Here is a 15,906-nt window from a genome sequence, read left to right as displayed (position 1 = left end):
AATAATGATTTGTTACAGCCTCGGTTCTGAAAATCAAGAAGTCATAGTATGTTGATGAGTTCTACGGTCAAAAAAGAGAAGGCGACCTCTCTGGTTGCCTTCTCTTTTTTGAAGTAAATGATTTGCTTACTGTTCAGCTAGTGCTTTATTTATAACTTCTACAGTATGCGGTTGACTAGGTCTGGGCGCATAGTTGTTATACATGACCCCGTTTTTATCAATAATCATGTATCGTGGTATTCCCGATATGTTATAGCGTTTTGCAAATTCTCCGCCATGTCCATCAGGAGATATCACATGTACCCCATCTATACGATCTTCTTCTATAGCCTTGATCCAATTACTTTTGTTGTTGTCCATACTTACGAATAAGAAGACTACGTCACTATTTTCAAACTGATGGTGCAATGACGCGGCATGATTTTTCATTTCATACCGGCATGGTCCGCACCATGAGGCCCAAAAATCCAAGTAGATGACTTTACCCTTGAAATCACTTAGTTTATACGTTTTACCGTCTACTCCTTCCAGTTCAAAGTCAGGAGCAGCCTTTCCGACTTTCAACGTTTGATAGGTTTCATAGTGTTTATTCAGCGGGTTGCGGTAGTCAGGGTTTTGAGCTAGTGTTAGATAGCGAGTCATTAGTTTTCCCATCTTGTCTGCGTCTTTTTCCCAGACCAGTGCTAGTCGTATGACGTCCGCTACCGCAAACTCCCTGATCGGTCCGTCAAATATACGGTCAGCCGTATTCATATTACTGATTGAGGTTATTGGTTTATCCTTGTTTTGAGCATGCTTCACTATCAAATTGATAAGTCGCCAAGTGCCCATACTGCTCAAATGTGTTTCTTGGATAACAGGCAGTCTATCCATGAAGGCCAAATAGCGGTGATCAATAGCCTTGTTAGACTGTTGATTATTGTTGCGCGTGCTCGCATAAGTATATTTTTGAGCTGCCTGTAGGGCAATAATATTGATTCTCCTATTTTCGTAATAGGATTTAGTAATTCTATCCTCCTTGCCCTTCCAGTACGCAATTTCTGCTTCAGCAACACTATCCACAATGTTGAAGAAGCGTTCTATACCGACGGTAGTATCCTTTTTTAGGTCCTTCCAAAAATCTGGTTTGGCAAACACACTGTTGAACAGTCTTCCGGTTTCATTGTTACTCGCAGCCTCTTTGTCACCACCGAACACGACAGTCTTAAGATTATTAGCATCTATTTCGATAGATAAAGCTTGTCCGGGTTCTATAAACAGATCTTTTATGGTTGTCTTTGGCCCTCCGAATAATGAAAACTGCATAGCAACATTTTTCATGGGTACTTCGAGCTCGAAGTACCCATTTTCGTCCAATATGATATTTGTACGAGTGTTTCCAAAAAAATAGGCAGGGCTTTCAATACTTAGGACCAATGTGTCAGATAGTCTGTTCTTGACTTGACCGCTTAGTCTAGTCGATTGTTGGCCTATAGCCAACACATACGTCACTAAGAGGAATATGGTCGACAATAATGTTATCTTGTACATATTTAATAATTTGAAAATTTGAAAACTTTTTTAGTCCCATTCGGGGTTTTGCTCAAAACTAGGGATAACCGATCTATACTTGTCTATCTCTCCCTGAGGTATAGGGAATATATCCATTTTAGTCTCGTATACCCTATTTTCGATTAATACGGGAGTATATATTTTTCCGCCGTCTTTCACCTTGATGGAAATCCCCCATAGCTCTTTAGATTTTTCTTTCGCTATCCCCCAACGCCTTACATCCCAAAAACGGTGTTGTTCAAATGCTAACTCTACGCGACGTTCATTTACATAACGTTCCCAGGTTAATTGCCCTAGAGGTATTGGCGGCATTTTTACGCTTTTGCGATCCCTTATCATATTGATATATTTTAGCGCCTCGTTATGCTCTCCTAATTTGATTAGTGCTTCGGCATAATTTAGTAGTACTTCGGCGTAGCGTATTTCAATGACTGGAGAAAATGACCTTGCATCCCCGGTTCGTTGAAATTTAGGGAAGAAGTCAAAATCCATGAATTTGCGCAGATAATATCCCGTTTTAGTCGCATTTTCAGGCCTCATTGTGCGGTCTATTCCGTTGTCTTTGAGATCCAGACTTCGTTTTCCTCCTTTTCCATCAGACCATTCTGCTTCATCATATAGTACAGAAGCATAGAATCTGGGATCTCTATTTTGGTAAGGAGCAGATGCGTGTTCAGGGTTTGACCAATTAAAGGAAGTCGCCGTCTTTATTCCAGACTCCATTGTGACTACTTCATAGGCATCTACAGCTTGCTGTGATGGGGCCGAACTACCTCTCCCTCCTGTGGTTGGCGGTTGTATGTTGAAATCTAGCAGACTATAGTTTCCGGGTCCGTTTGTGTATAGTTTGTAAAAAATTAGCTCGTTGTTTTTTTCCAGAAAGAGCTTCTCGTAGTTATCGTTTAGTGTATAGTAATCTTTCTCAATAAGCACTTTTGCGGCATCCGCTACTCGCTGCCATTTCTGTCTATCATTAGTAGGGTTGTTCATAGGGCTAGCTGCATACATTAATACCCTTACTTTGAGTGCCATTGCTGCCCCTTTGGAGGCTCTAGCGGCAGCTGTTTTATTTGGTATGGGTAGCAGATCTGTAGCCTCGTCTAGGTCTTTTACGATCATTTCTACAGTCTGCTCGTAGGAAGCCCGGTCTACATATATATCCTCATTGATATTCTGTGGGTGTAGTATTAGTGGTATTCCGAGACCTTTACCACCATATTGCTTTAACAAGGTTTGGTAGTAAAATGCCCGCATGAACAACACTTCGCCCTTTAGTCTATCACGTTCGTCTCCGGCGGGGAGCTGTTCATAATTTTTTAAGAACAAGTTGGCATTACGTATTGCCTGATAACTACCGTTCCAGGTACTCAGGGTATTCGTCGTAGCGTCATAGTTGCCTTGCGTGATATAATTAGCTCTTGCTATTGGATTTGTCGTCTTGGCTTCGTCAGATGCAGCGTTTAGATTTAGGGGGTAGTTTGCCACATCTAGCGGTATGCTAAGGTATAGCGAATTAACAAAAGCTTCGGACAGGGCAATGTCCGAGAATAGATTATCTTCGGAATAAGACGCTGGTTTCAGGTCTAGAAAGTCACTTTTACATCCCGTAAAGGCCAGGGTGCTTGCCAGTGCTATATATATTATTTTTTTCATTTTTATTTCATTATTTGCAAATCACGGTCTTTTTAGTTTTAGCAATGATTGCCTCACAATAGTTCACTATAATTTTTTAAGCGAATCGTTTCAAGACTAGAAATTAATGTTAACACCTATATTAAACGTTTTTTGTAAGGGGTAGAATCCACCACTACTAAATACCCCCCTAAGTTCAGGGTCAAATGTTTTTAGTTTGTCCCAAGTGACTAGGTTTGTGCCGCTCACAAATACCCTGAAATAACTCATTTTTATTCTTTCCGTAATCTCTTTTGGCAGTGTGTATCCAACAGTCAGATTTTTGAGTCTTAGATAGCTGGCATCTCTGTACCAGTAGCTCGATCCCCTTTTATTATTATTACTACTGTAGAATAAGCGCGGATAGCTTCCATCGGTATTTTCTGGAGTCCAACGGTCTAGATGATGTTCATAGGCACTTCCTAGGGTCAATAGGCCGCTGGCAAAGGCCCACCCTGGATCTCCAGAAAGGTTTAATGAAGTTTTCTCTGCCCCTTGAAATAGAAAGCTCATGTCGAATGCTTTATAAGCTATATCTCCTGATATTCCGTACGTGATTTTGGGTTCGCTTGGATTACCTATGCGTGATAGGTCAAATGCATCTATTTTGTTGTCGGGTACACCATCCGGACCACTGATGTCTGCATATTTGATATCTCCAGGTTGCACCCGTCCAAAGGTCTGTTTAGGACTATTGGCTATTTCCTCATACGATTGAAATAAGCCTATGCTCTGGTAGCCAAATGCGAGGTAGTCTTGTGTTCGTCCTGATTTTACAAGGTTTGGATTAGCCTGATTTTCGGGCATATATTCAATCTTGCTTTTTGAGAAGCCAATATTTGGTCTAATACTATAGGAGAAATCTCCGCGCTTTAGTCTATGGCTCAACACAATTTCAAAACCTTCATTTCGTACAGTCGAATTATTCATCATCGGCAGTGATGCGCCAAATGTCGCAGGAAATGCCAAAGTGGGTTGTGCTAAGATATCTGTTGTCCGCTTTTTAAAATAATCAAATTCCAAACCCAACAATCCGTTCCATAATAAGGCTTCTACCCCTGCATTCGAGGTCGTCGCTTTTTCCCAGGTAATATCCGGATTTGACATCGCACTAGGTGTCAAGATAGACATAGCTTTATCTCCAAGATATATCTTGCTATAGCTCGTGTTGAATTGATCGAGGTAGGCAAATGAAGCATATATTCTGTCGTTTCCGAGCTGTCCCCATGAGGCTCTGACTTTCAATAGATCGACAAATGACCAAGCCGTATTGTTTTTGATGAAATTTTCTTCCGATATATTCCAGCCTGCGGCGAAAGAAGGGAAAAGCCCCCAGCGGCTATCCTTAGGAAAGTTGGATGAAGCATCATATCTAAAGTTTGCTTCCACAAGGTACTTTTTGTTGTAGCTATAGTTAAATCGTCCTACAAAACCTTGGCGTGCGGACTCTTCAAATCCGTTATTAATCTCCTGTCCTTCAGCTTCACCAGCAGACAGTTCTTCTACTGCGGTCGACAAGAAATTTCTTCTCGAAGCGTTCAGGCTTCTTGTATAGTCTTTCGATTGCGTAAATAGAAGGAGACCTTTTATATCGTGAGCACCGAAGAATCTTGCATAGTTTAGATGTAACTCACTCGTCACACTTTGGAATCTACTATTACCTTCATTTAGGTATGCGCTTCCGAATGTATTTTCTTTATAATACATTCCATCATCTGTGAAGAGTCTATAATTCTTTGACCAAGTCTTTTGATCGCCGTATGTTTTGTTAAAAGAGAACAAACCTTTGAGTGATAATCCGGGGACAAAGCTCAGTTGTTGTACTGCACTCAACGTACTGAACAGCGACATCTTATTACTCTGGTCATATCCTCTTTGGGTCGATAGATAAGGGTTATAACGGTCATTGGCCCCAGACACTACACCATACTTGCTAGGGTCACTTTGGTATCGGTTGGGGTACACTGGAGAAGCTTTGAGCATATCTCCGAATATAGTGTATGAGTATCCTGGAGGGCTATCCGTTTGTGTATATGTACCAGCCATATCTACAGATACCTTTAGTGTATTATTGACGTTAGCATCGATATTAGATCTTAAGTTATATCGCTTGAAGTTATAATTGTCGATATATCCTCCCTGATCGGTATGGCCTAGCGAAACAAAATAGTTGATATTCTTGCTGCCCCCGCGCAGCGACAGGTTGTGTTGTTGCTGTTGCGCCGTTGGTTTTAATATTTCTTTCAGCCAGTTCGTGTTCGCATAAATATCTGGATCGGATCCATCTCTGAATTTTTGGATATCCTCGTCCGAGTATATGGGTTTAAAACTGGCAGGTATATTCCCATTTTCATCTCGTGCATCATTTCTAAGAGCTTCGTTATACAGTGTTGCCCAGTCCCAGGAATTAAGAGGTTTAGGCATTCGGGTTGGCTTGTCAACGCCGTACAAAAAGTTATAGCTTAATGTTGGCTTTTCTTCCTTTCCCCTTTTTGTGGTTATCAAAATAACACCATTCGCCGCTCGGGCACCATATACTGCGGCCGCGGCTGCGTCCTTAAGTACCGATATGCTCTCAATGTCATTTGGATCTATTGAGGCAAATACATCTGTTTCTGTACGTCCCGAAGAGAAGTTCCGTTGCATTCCATCGATGATTATTAGCGGCGTATTTGTATGATATCCATCATTTATGGTATTCATCCCCCGCACATTAAAAGAAGCGCTGCTACCCGGTGTATTTCCATTTGGCCGTACGACATTTAGTCCAGAGAGACGACCTATTAGTGCGTCCGTGATGTTTGGAGTTCCGTTTTTTACGATATCCTTAGACTCTACCGTAGATACACTTCCGGTATAAGTCAACTTGTTGGCTGTACCGTAGCCGATCACTACCGTTTCGTCCAGCTCGGTAGTGACGTCCATCAGCGTGATTACGGGGATATCGTCAAGATCTTTAAGAGTCCATTCTTTTCCTTTATATCCCATGTGGGTTATTAGTAGGATATCACCAATATTAACCTCTTGCAGCTCGAACTCTCCATTCTCATTTGTCGAAGTTCCATTTTTAGTTGTCTTTACAATAACAGATGCCCCGGATACAGCCTTTCCGGATTGGTCTACCACCTTTCCTTTTATTGTTTTTGACACAGCGCTTTCGGTGTTTTTTCTGGGTACCACGATTACGGTTCTATTTTGGAGCACATAGTCAAACGGTTGGTCAGCTAAACACATATCCAGTACATCTTTAAGTGCGATGTTCCTAACGTCGATATGGATAGGTTTCGCACTTTTTATCAGGTTATTGGTGTAGACAAAGTCGTATCCACTTTGTTTTTTCACTTCTCTAAAAAGAGAGGTAATAGATATGCTTTCAGCTTGGATCGAAATTTTTTGTCCGTGCGCTGAATATCCTGCTTGCAAGAATGCAAACAATATCAATAGGCCGGTGATTTTGATTCGCATCATCCATTTATTTAAATTGGAATAGTCTCCAGGAGAGAGCTTTCCCTTGGTTAGTATTTTTTTGTACATTTGGTTAGGGTTTTATATCACTACAGCCATCGTTCTACCATATGCGATGGAGGCTTTTAGTGATATCATTTCGTTAAATACATTTTTCGAACATAATTTTTATTATGGAGCCCATTTTTTGGGCGGGAGTGTTCGCGCACTTCCTCCCAGCTTTAGTTCTCCAGTCTAGTTTCATGGCATTACATGTATCCTCCTTCCTTCGATTTTAAATTTAATTCCTTGTGTTTTTTCTAGTGCTTTTAATACCTCATCAATGCTTTTGGAGCGTTTTATGGTGCCTCCAAAACCTGGATCCGAAACATGGGGCGCATAGCTTATCTCTACATCGTACCAGCGGCTTATTTGCATCATAATCTCGTGAAGTGTTAAATTGTCAAAACTAAACTCCCCATTTTTCCACGCTACCATCTGTTGGGGTGACGGTAACGTCTTTATCTGCAGTTTCCCATTGTCGGATAACGCTTGTTGTCCAGGTTTTAGCAGTACCGATTTGTTAGCAGAGTGCACTCTTACTTTTCCCTCCAATAGCGTTGTCGCAATTTGCGCTTTATCTTCATAAGCAGTGATATTAAAGTGTGTACCCAATACCTCTACGTTCTGATTATTAGTTTCTACCACGAATGGGTGTTTTTTGTCCTTTGTTACTTCAAAATATGCTTCTCCCTTTAGTCTGACCGTTCGTTGACCATCGCGAAGGAGATTTGATGAAAAAGATAGGTTAGAAGCAGCATTCAGCCATACCTGAGATCCATCAGGTAGCTGTATACGATAAGTTTCCCCATTGTCTGTAGACAACGTGTTTATTCCTTCTGACCTATTGTTAAGGTCTACATCTCCTTCGACAATATAGGTTAGTTGCCCGTTATTACCTTTCTTTATCGATACACCTTTTTGTGTCGACAATTCGCCATTTTCCGATTCTGTAAGGTTTATTCGTGTCCCATCCGCTAACGTCAGTGTTGCGCCTGTCTTTCCTGGTGTGATCAGGCTATTTATAACCTTATCGTCAGATAATTTAGGCTCTTGTTCTTGGTGGTGCATCCATACCATTGTGGTCGATATGATTACAGCTAGGCAGGCTACTGCTGCAATACGGACTATTTTAAACACCTTCATCCTTACACTTATTGGTTGGTCATGAGCGATAATATACTCGAATAGTGCCTGTTGGTCTTTTTGATCAAGAATGGGAGCCAAAAGACTTTCTCGACTCCAGTCACCATCGATCATTCGAGACAGGACGTATTCATATTTTTCATCTATAACCACATTGTACCAATCATCTTGCTCTTCTATGCTCAATATACCTAGTAGATACTTTTGATATAAGTAGGCTATATATTTTTCTTCCATGTGTAGGTTTTGTATTTACTGTTTATTCAGAAAATTATTAACAGTTTTTAGGGAGTAGTCGTTTATAAGGGCGGGAGAGGGGCAATGTAAAAATGAAATATATTATAAGATGTTGTTTGTGAGTGTTTTATTTTTTTTTACAAACCCATTAAGATTAATAATACCGGGATGTCCATGCGTTTTTTCAAAAAAGCCCTGAGAAATTGTAGCGCCAGTTTCATGTGCCGATGTACTGTCCCGGGCGATATATTGAGTTGCAGTGCTACTTCTTCATACTTTAGTTCTTGCTGTTTGCAGAGTTGGTATACCAGTTTTTGTTGAGGAGGGAGTAGATCTATACCCTCTTCGATTATTCGTTTAGTTTCCTTCAGAATGACAGACTCTTCGGTTTCGTTATGTATTTCATTCGAATCATGTACAGCTATATTAGCTGCTTTTCGTCCTGTTTCTATTCGCCTCAGTTGGTCTATAGCTCTTCTTTTAGCTAACGTTTTTAGGTACGCATCAAGGTTTTGTATGGTTGTACTTTTTTCGCCCATTAGCCATATTGATAGCATTATTTCCTGAGCTACTTCTTGTGCTATAGCCTTAGATTTCAGGATGTGGTAGGCAAATGTGTATAATTTAGGAAAATAAGAGACGTATATTTTTTCAAATGCCTGTTGATCACCTTTAGCTATTCTTGCTAACAGCAAGCATTCATTATTTATAATAGTTGGTGCCATTTTGTGCTTAAATATCTCAAAGGAAGAATTCCGAAAATTAGCTAGCCTTCCATAAAACAGATTATACTTTTATAATATAGGGGATAAAAATATACAAAATTTTAGAGAATAGCGTGTTTTAGTGCCGTTTGAATATTGAAGTTTAGCTATCTACCTCTTTCTCCAATCCCACATTTAATAGTTTCTCGCGCTAGACTTATTGAGGCAAATGGTGCGCTAAAAATAAATTTAAGCGTGCATAATTCTTTATTCGAGTTCAGTTCGTTATAAGTATATACAGTACAGCTCGAGCCTTATTGGATGTGACATAATCAACGAAACCCACTTGATTTACTCCCTCTGTGTATCCGTCTAATGTAGCGATAAGATTTTTGTCGCTTGGAAATCATACTTTGAGAGTTCTTTCAACGACGGTATCATCTGCGGTGGGGCGAGTGGTCTACACCAACTATCACATCTATGGAGATGGTACCAACAAATTGATCATTCAGGCCATCTGATGTATCGTTTGTATCAGTTGGTGTATCGGCCGGGATGTCTGCCTAGTGTCTATTGTTTGTTTACCCTACTTGACCCTATTCGTGCTAAGTAGTTTTTCAAGTCTGCTTTATATTGTTCGTTCTCCTGTTGTAGGCTACGTAATTATGTTTTGAAAGGAGTGGTAACGTAATTGATACGTGTATTAATAGCAGACGAATTTGAAAATATCTAATTTAGCTTCTGGTTACCATGTAATCAATTACTAAATTTTAAGATGAACAGAATATTTTTAACAATGATGCTAGCCTTACCACTGTCGGTGTTAGCACAGCAAGGGAGCTTTAAAATCGAAGCTCAGGTAAAGAAATCAAATGACAATGCGAAAGCGTATTTATCTTACCGTACAGGTAATGGTATGACACAGGATAGCGTTGTTGTAAAAGGGGGCAAATTTTCTTTTGCAGGAACAGTAGAAGGCCCTACGCCGATGACGATTACTTACGTGCCAACCGGCAAGTTGGATCGTCGCGCACAAAATGCGGATTCGTACAGCTTGTACATCGATAAAGGCACTGCAAAATTATTGGCTACTGATTCGATAAAGAATGCAACCGTTTCAGGATCACCACTTAGTGTTGAATACGCACAATATGCAAAATCATTAGAGCGCTCTACCCAAGGTTTGGCCGCTCTGGATAGAGAGTGGTATGGCGCTACAGATGAACAACGTAAAGACGGTAAATTGGCCGAAAAATTGAGAGGTATGGCTGCTCCATTGATGGAAGAGAAGAAGCGTGCGCAGAAAGATTATTTAACTAAAAACCCGACCTCTTATTTTGCATTGTTGGCATTACAGGATCTATCTGGTTCGCAGCTTGATGTCAATTTTGCTGAACCCGCTTTTAATAAATTGAGTGCTGAGGTGAAGAGTACCCCTGCAGGAGAGGCATTTAGTAAACGTATTATTGCCGCAAAAACCACTGCAGTAGGTGCCATTGCTCCTGATTTTACACAAAATGATGTAAACGACAAGCCAGTGAAATTATCAGACTTCAAGGGGAAATATGTGTTGCTTGATTTTTGGGCATCATGGTGTGGCCCTTGCCGTCACGAAAATCCAAATGTAGTAGAGGCATACCATAAGTTTAAAGACAAAAACTTTACGGTATTGGGAGTTTCTTTGGATAATCCGGGTAAAAAAGATAATTGGTTGAAAGCTATCGCTGATGATAAATTGGAGTGGACAAATGTAAGTGATTTACAAGGATGGAAAAATGCGGCTTCAACTTTGTACGGTGTTCGTGGAATTCCGCAGAACTATTTGATCGGTCCTGATGGTAAAATTGTAGCAAGCAACTTGAGAGGCGAAGAGCTTCACAAGAAATTAGCGGAGTTGTTAAAATAAGGAACTTGATTCCGATAATAGAAAGAATAGGCTGGTCATATGATCAGCCTATTTTTTTTGGCACCTAAGTATGTCTAGAAATGTTCTTTAAGAAAGGGTGACTGCCTTATAGCGGTCAGATTTTCTAAAAGTATAGGTTTGACAAGAAAATCGATAACCATCGGGTAGCTTTCTGCTCTTTTTCTGTCTTTAGGATCTATGGAGGAGGTGATAATGACAACGAAGGTGTTTTTCGCACCTTGTTCGTGTAATTTTTCTAGCACCTTCCAGCCATCTACTAACGGCATATTGAGGTCTAGAAAGACGAGCGAAGCCTCGGATGCGCTTTGTCTGTCTTGCCACCATTCTAAAAATTGAGGTCCTCCATGAAGACCTATTGGAGCGTTGGAAATTGCTGCTTCTTTGAGCAGTATCTCCATTAGGAAATGAAATATTTTATCATCATCAACTATAGCGGTGGTTAGTTTCATGGCTTTTAATTACTTATTATCTTAACATTTCTTCGGGGGCGGTCTTCTTGATAATATCATGAATCACCAAATCCAGTTCTTTAGCGGAGTGGTTAAGTGCATCAAGTAGAGTGGTCTCGGAAGGTCCTTCATTATATTCTTGTTTCAAATATTGTACAAGAGCAAGTATCCGTGCTAAGGGAGCACGGACGAGATGGGATTGCGCAAAAGCAATATCTCTCAAGTTGTTGTGCTGGTTTTCAATCTGGTCAATGTAGGCAAGTTTTTCAGTGATGTCTTTTGCGACGCCCCGCATGCCTACGCAGATATCTTCAACAATAATTGGTTTCCCAATCAATAAAAGCCATCGCTCATTACCGTTTGCTGTGATAATGGACAGGACAGTCTTAAACATCGTTTTGTTTTCGATCGCCTCGTCGACAGATTTGTAAAAACTTGCTTCTTCCTCTTCACAATGATAAAATTGTCTAGCGGACTCGATGCTGGGCTGAAAATCATGAGATATCTCCAGGATATCCTTAAATCCCGTAGACCATTCCATTGTATTTTGTTCACTATTCAACCACCAATTGCCGTATTGTGCTGAGGCCTGAGACTCGTTGTAAAGTTCTTCTTGGATGACTTGTTGTGTTACATCAGTAAGTGAGCGTACAATATACTCGATATTGCCCTCTGTGTCGAATATGGGCAGGTGATGTATTTCATAATGCCTAATATCTAAGAAGGTGGTATGGGTATTGAGCGGGGCTACGAGTTTTCGAACACCTAGATTTATGGCTTTTTGTTCCTTCAATACCGATTCGAAGCTGTCTGACCATATTTCGGGATAGATATAAGGACTGATCGGGAAAAGTTCAAAGAACTCTTTTCCGATAATATCTTTTATATTTAATGTGCAAAGTCTTGAGTACGCATCATTCGCATCAACGATTTCGAAGCCATTGTTATTGACCTTTAGGATAACAGACGGACACGGAATTGATTTAAAGAATTGAACGTAATTAAAATTGCTCTCCATTCTAATTTCCAGTTAAAAAAAATACATCCCTTCTGCGTATGGATCAATTGATAATCACTACAGGGGATACATAAATAAAGCAGATAAAGTAATCTTTGATCAGCCTAATGTTTTTCATAGTTGGTCCATCATTATGAACCTGTGGGGTACCCACAAAGAGAAGTGAAAATTGACCTCTCTATAAAATGCAGTTAAATATAGGTGATTAATGTGAAAATTAGCGACTCTTTTTGTGTTCTAAGTGAAAAAAAGTGACAATCAAAGCGATAGATCGGTATGGAAATATACATCATATTGCCATTAAAAACAATAGCCCCTGCCAGTTGAAAAGAGGCTATTGTCGTATGGAACTGGTCCTAAGCAGCTACGCTGCTGTCTTTTTTCTGAAATAGAAACTTATAGATGATACCTGCTACAACGGCGCCCAATATCGGTGCCACCCAGAACAGCCACAACTGGGATAAAGCTTCACCGCCAACAAAAAGAGCCTGTGACGTACTACGGGCTGGGTTGACCGATGTATTGGTGATCGGAATGGAGATCAAATGAATCAAGGTTAAAGCAAGACCGATGGCTATACCTGCAAATTTACCGTTTGCCCATTTGTCCGTTGCGCCAAGAATGATGATCAAAAAGAATGCGGTAAGCAAAAACTCGGCTAAGAATGCGGCTACCATGCTGTAGCTCCTACCGTAATAGCCGGGCATGTCGTAAAAATTGGTGGCGAAAGCGCCAGGGCCATCTGTAGAAAATGCGCCTGCACCATTTAGAATGGTATAAAGACATGCTGCGGCTGCTACAGCGCCCAATAGCTGAGCGATGATATAAGGAACTAGTTCACTGGCTGAAAATCGACCGCCTATCCATAATCCAACGGAGACAGCAGGATTAAAGTGTCCACCCGAAATGTGTCCGACTGCATAGGCCATGGTAAGGACGGTGAGGCCGAAGGCGAGAGAAACACCGAGCAAGCCTATCCCAATATCCGGTACTCCAGCTGCGAAAACGGCGCTGCCACAGCCGCCGAAGACTAACCAAAATGTGCCGAAAAATTCGGCGAATAGTTTTTTTGTCATGATTTTAAGTTTTATAATTTTTGATTCATTAGTAGCTGTTTTTTTGCCAAATTTCTCTTAGTGTTATTTGAGAGGGTATTTTGGAAAAAAAACGTAAACTAAAGTTATTAAAAAAATAACTAGATATACTGTAGGATTGCCGCTACAAAAATTGAAGTGGTTTTGTGAAAGTGATTTCTACGTGGTTCCAATGTTCTTTTTATACGATCAGGAAAGGAATTTGCCTTTGATTAGGAATTTATTTTTTTACGATAGATTTATCGTTTGTCACAAAAACGGCTGTTTTTTTTGTTGATACACAGGTGTTTCTATAGGTGTCGACCATCAGGTCGACACCTGCTTTAGTCTTCGTCCTTTTTCAATTCGTCTAGAACAGTTTTTATCTGTTTAGTATAAGGCGTATAGAAGTATTTGGTCCAGGCTAATACACTTAACGTAACTAGAATTGTGGTAATGAATGCTATAAGTAGAAAGGCTTTTTTTACAGACTCTGGCATATTAGAGAGGTCTTGTCCTTCTGCTAAAAGACGACTGTACGTATACACAGAGGCCCATACAAGCACGAAAGGAATCAATAGAAATCCGAAGGAATGATAGCGCTCAATATTTAGCTTGAATTCGTAATAGATCTCGTTGAGATTATCTTTGGTATCTGCCGTATAATGGCTGATTCGTTTGTAAAATAAACGAAAAATGTTCAAATAATATATGGAAACGATCAATACGACAGTGTAGGCCGTATAGTATATAAGGTAAGTGCTTGGGTGTATCTCAAATAACTGCGGGGCAAAGGCCATAAATATAATGGCTGCGATCTGCATATACCATTCATTTCTCATGTTGCGCTTTAGTTTATCCAAAGGATGTTGGGCTTGGCGTAGCTGTTTGATGTGTGTGGGTATATTTACATCTTGGGGGCTCTCTGCGTTCCAAGCCGATTTTAGTTCATCAAGATTCATAATCAAATTTCTTTATTATATGTTGTAGTTTTTCTTTCGTTCGGTTGAGTTTCACGCGTACATTACCCTCACTAATTCCTAGCTGGGTACCGGTTTCTCGGTGGGAGAGCCCTTCCATGAAATAGAAGATTAAAGCTTTTTCTACCGGATTTAATTGCTGTACTGCTGTATAGAAGATCTCAAGCTGTTTATCTTTTTTACTGTCGTACGATTCATTTTCGGGTTCTTCGGCTTGCGCGTAGTTATACCTATCCCTACGGCGTTTGTCTTTCTTGAAGTAAGTGATGGCGGTATTAATAGCTACACGATACATCCAGGTAGAGAAGGCTGCATCTCCTTTGAAATTGGAATAGGATTTCCACAGTTGTGCAATGATTTCCTGATGGAGATCTTCACGATCCTCTTTGTTGTCCATATACATACGGGCTACTTTGTGAAGGATACTCTTATGCTCTTCCAGGCGGTTTAAGAATAGTTTTTCGTTTAATTGGTTCACAGTCTGACGATAGTTATAGTGTGCGGTATGTTACCTGGTTTATGTTATGACAGCGCATGCCTTGCCGTGGGCAAGATACCTTGCATGTGCAGAAGTTTATTTGCACAGAAGAAATTATTATTTGTTTTATCATTATGCTGTTAAGATTAATCTGTGATCTGTACAGTAAGTCTGTTGTACTCACAATTTGTTACAAAAAAATAATTTTTTAGTAAAGGTGAATTAATAATTTGTTGATTACGAAAAAATCGTATATTTACTTTTAAACCGTAATTATATGAGAAGAATTCTGTTTTTTAGCTTCATGGTGCTGTGGGCTACACTATCTAAAGCACAAGAGAAGCCTTTGGCAAAAGTGCATTATATCTTTAAACATGTGAACGACACGACCCAGCGAGATAAACATGTCAGGGACGAAGTAGTGACTTACCTGGGCGAAAAGGATTCCTATTATACCAGCTACTCGGCCACACGTATGCAAGAGGATGTCAAGACGCAGATAGAAGATCCCGTTTTTGATGGACAGCTTGTCATTATAAATAGAACAACAGCTATTAAAGAATCTTATATTATCAAACCAACAGAACAACAGTTGATCGAGATAGCGAGGGTGGCTTCGGATGAATTTATCCTGTCAGGAGTGTATCCAGAGCAAGAATGGGAGATATTTGAAGAATCTCAAGAAGTAGGAGGGTACAACTGCCAGAAGGCAACCACGAAATTTAAGGGCCGTAATTATACGGCTTGGTTTACCACGGACATTCCTTTTTCCGCAGGCCCCTGGAAGCTGCATGGTTTACCTGGCTTAATACTATCTGCTAAAGATGATAAAGGAGAAGTCGAGTTTACCTATGCCGGTTTTGATAAACTGGAAGCGGAAACTACTATTCGGATAGCGCCTTCTGCAAAGGCAATTCCATCTACAGCCGTGGAGGTAGAAAAGTTGGAAAAGGCGTTCCGAGCGAATCCAAGTGCTTACATGGATTCTAGAAGTGGTCGTAGCAATATGATCTCGGTAGGTTCAAATGGTGTTGCAGTAGGACGTGCCGCTAAAGGGGGATCAAACCCGGCGATGGATGTCTCAAAGATTAAGTCGATGTCAGTTAAGAATGATGATAGTTATAAACCTTCGAAAACAACAAATAACCCGATTGAACTGACTCCTTAA

The 15,906-nt window shown here is 40.3% G+C and carries 12 protein-coding genes; 2 read left to right on the top strand and 10 right to left on the bottom strand.

What is annotated here, in order from left to right:
• Nucleotides 1–126: 126 nt before the first annotated feature.
• The 5 genes from G7B18_RS19300 to G7B18_RS10920 all read right to left on the bottom strand — a co-directional run bounded on the left by G7B18_RS19300 (nt 127) and on the right by G7B18_RS10920 (nt 8,834).
• Nucleotides 127–1,530, bottom strand: a complete 1,404-nt coding sequence (locus G7B18_RS19300) for a TlpA family protein disulfide reductase (RefSeq protein WP_317164282.1) — start codon at nt 1,528–1,530, stop codon at nt 127–129.
• Nucleotides 1,531–1,560: 30 nt separating this feature from the next.
• Nucleotides 1,561–3,204 carry a RagB/SusD family nutrient uptake outer membrane protein gene (locus G7B18_RS10935; protein WP_164109929.1) on the bottom strand — a complete coding sequence of 548 codons (1,644 nt, stop codon included), beginning with the start codon at nt 3,202–3,204 and terminating at the stop codon, nt 1,561–1,563.
• Nucleotides 3,205–3,300: 96 nt separating this feature from the next.
• Nucleotides 3,301–6,756: a TonB-dependent receptor gene (locus tag G7B18_RS10930; protein WP_164122569.1), complete on the bottom strand. Its 3,456-nt coding sequence runs from the start codon at nt 6,754–6,756 to the stop codon at nt 3,301–3,303.
• A gap of 171 nt (nt 6,757–6,927) precedes the next feature.
• Entirely contained in the window at nt 6,928–8,109 is a 1,182-nt protein-coding gene (locus tag G7B18_RS10925; RefSeq protein ID WP_164109925.1) for a FecR family protein, read from the bottom strand.
• A gap of 137 nt (nt 8,110–8,246) precedes the next feature.
• The gene (locus G7B18_RS10920; protein ID WP_164109923.1) at nt 8,247–8,834 is read right to left on the bottom strand and encodes an RNA polymerase sigma factor; all 588 of its coding nucleotides are present in this window, start codon (nt 8,832–8,834) and stop codon (nt 8,247–8,249) included.
• 754 nt (nt 8,835–9,588) lie between these two features.
• Here G7B18_RS10920 and G7B18_RS10915 point away from each other — a divergent pair.
• Nucleotides 9,589–10,719, top strand: a complete 1,131-nt coding sequence (locus G7B18_RS10915) for a TlpA disulfide reductase family protein (protein WP_164122567.1) — start codon at nt 9,589–9,591, stop codon at nt 10,717–10,719.
• Nucleotides 10,720–10,793: 74 nt separating this feature from the next.
• On the opposite strand, the gene G7B18_RS10910 is transcribed toward G7B18_RS10915, so the two are convergent.
• The 5 genes from G7B18_RS10910 to G7B18_RS10890 form a co-directional block, all read right to left on the bottom strand.
• A complete protein-coding gene (locus G7B18_RS10910; protein WP_164109919.1) occupies nt 10,794–11,189 on the bottom strand; it encodes a response regulator in 396 nt (131 codons plus the stop codon).
• A 16-nt stretch (nt 11,190–11,205) separates the two neighbouring features.
• Entirely contained in the window at nt 11,206–12,207 is a 1,002-nt protein-coding gene (locus G7B18_RS10905; RefSeq protein ID WP_164122565.1) for a PAS domain-containing protein, read from the bottom strand.
• 356 nt (nt 12,208–12,563) lie between these two features.
• Complete coding sequence (aqpZ, locus tag G7B18_RS10900; RefSeq protein WP_164122562.1) at nt 12,564–13,283, bottom strand: aquaporin Z; 720 nt, start codon at nt 13,281–13,283, stop codon at nt 12,564–12,566.
• Between the two features lie 341 nt (nt 13,284–13,624).
• Nucleotides 13,625–14,242 (bottom strand): hypothetical protein, encoded by a 618-nt coding sequence (locus tag G7B18_RS10895; protein ID WP_164122559.1) that lies wholly within the window; start codon nt 14,240–14,242, stop codon nt 13,625–13,627.
• Nucleotides 14,232–14,738: an RNA polymerase sigma factor gene (locus G7B18_RS10890; protein WP_164122558.1), complete on the bottom strand. Its 507-nt coding sequence runs from the start codon at nt 14,736–14,738 to the stop codon at nt 14,232–14,234. Before G7B18_RS10890 ends, G7B18_RS10895 begins: the two co-directional genes overlap by 11 nt.
• A gap of 277 nt (nt 14,739–15,015) precedes the next feature.
• On the opposite strand from G7B18_RS10890, the gene G7B18_RS10885 reads away from it, so the two are divergent.
• Nucleotides 15,016–15,906 carry a GLPGLI family protein gene (locus G7B18_RS10885; RefSeq protein ID WP_164109909.1) on the top strand — a complete coding sequence of 297 codons (891 nt, stop codon included), beginning with the start codon at nt 15,016–15,018 and terminating at the stop codon, nt 15,904–15,906.

This window comes from Sphingobacterium sp. xlx-130, assembly GCF_011007405.1.
Classification (GTDB): Bacteria; Bacteroidota; Bacteroidia; order Sphingobacteriales; family Sphingobacteriaceae; genus Sphingobacterium; species Sphingobacterium luzhongxinii.
This window is presented reverse-complemented; position numbering and strand designations above follow the sequence as displayed.

What these genes read in the sequence shown, in the direction of transcription:
- G7B18_RS10910 (WP_164109919.1), bottom strand. Translation starts at nt 11,189, where the DNA reads ATGAAACTAACCACCGCTATAGTTGATGATGATAAAATATTTCATTTC.
- G7B18_RS10905 (WP_164122565.1), bottom strand. Translation starts at nt 12,207, where the DNA reads ATGGAGAGCAATTTTAATTACGTTCAATTCTTTAAATCAATTCCGTGT.
- G7B18_RS10930 (WP_164122569.1), bottom strand. Translation starts at nt 6,756, where the DNA reads ATGTACAAAAAAATACTAACCAAGGGAAAGCTCTCTCCTGGAGACTAT.
- G7B18_RS19300 (WP_317164282.1), bottom strand. Translation starts at nt 1,530, where the DNA reads ATGTACAAGATAACATTATTGTCGACCATATTCCTCTTAGTGACGTAT.
- aqpZ (WP_164122562.1), bottom strand. Translation starts at nt 13,283, where the DNA reads ATGACAAAAAAACTATTCGCCGAATTTTTCGGCACATTTTGGTTAGTC.
- G7B18_RS10920 (WP_164109923.1), bottom strand. Translation starts at nt 8,834, where the DNA reads ATGGCACCAACTATTATAAATAATGAATGCTTGCTGTTAGCAAGAATA.
- G7B18_RS10925 (WP_164109925.1), bottom strand. Translation starts at nt 8,109, where the DNA reads ATGGAAGAAAAATATATAGCCTACTTATATCAAAAGTATCTACTAGGT.
- G7B18_RS10935 (WP_164109929.1), bottom strand. Translation starts at nt 3,204, where the DNA reads ATGAAAAAAATAATATATATAGCACTGGCAAGCACCCTGGCCTTTACG.
- G7B18_RS10885 (WP_164109909.1), top strand. Translation starts at nt 15,016, where the DNA reads ATGAGAAGAATTCTGTTTTTTAGCTTCATGGTGCTGTGGGCTACACTA.
- G7B18_RS10915 (WP_164122567.1), top strand. Translation starts at nt 9,589, where the DNA reads ATGAACAGAATATTTTTAACAATGATGCTAGCCTTACCACTGTCGGTG.
- G7B18_RS10895 (WP_164122559.1), bottom strand. Translation starts at nt 14,242, where the DNA reads ATGAATCTTGATGAACTAAAATCGGCTTGGAACGCAGAGAGCCCCCAA.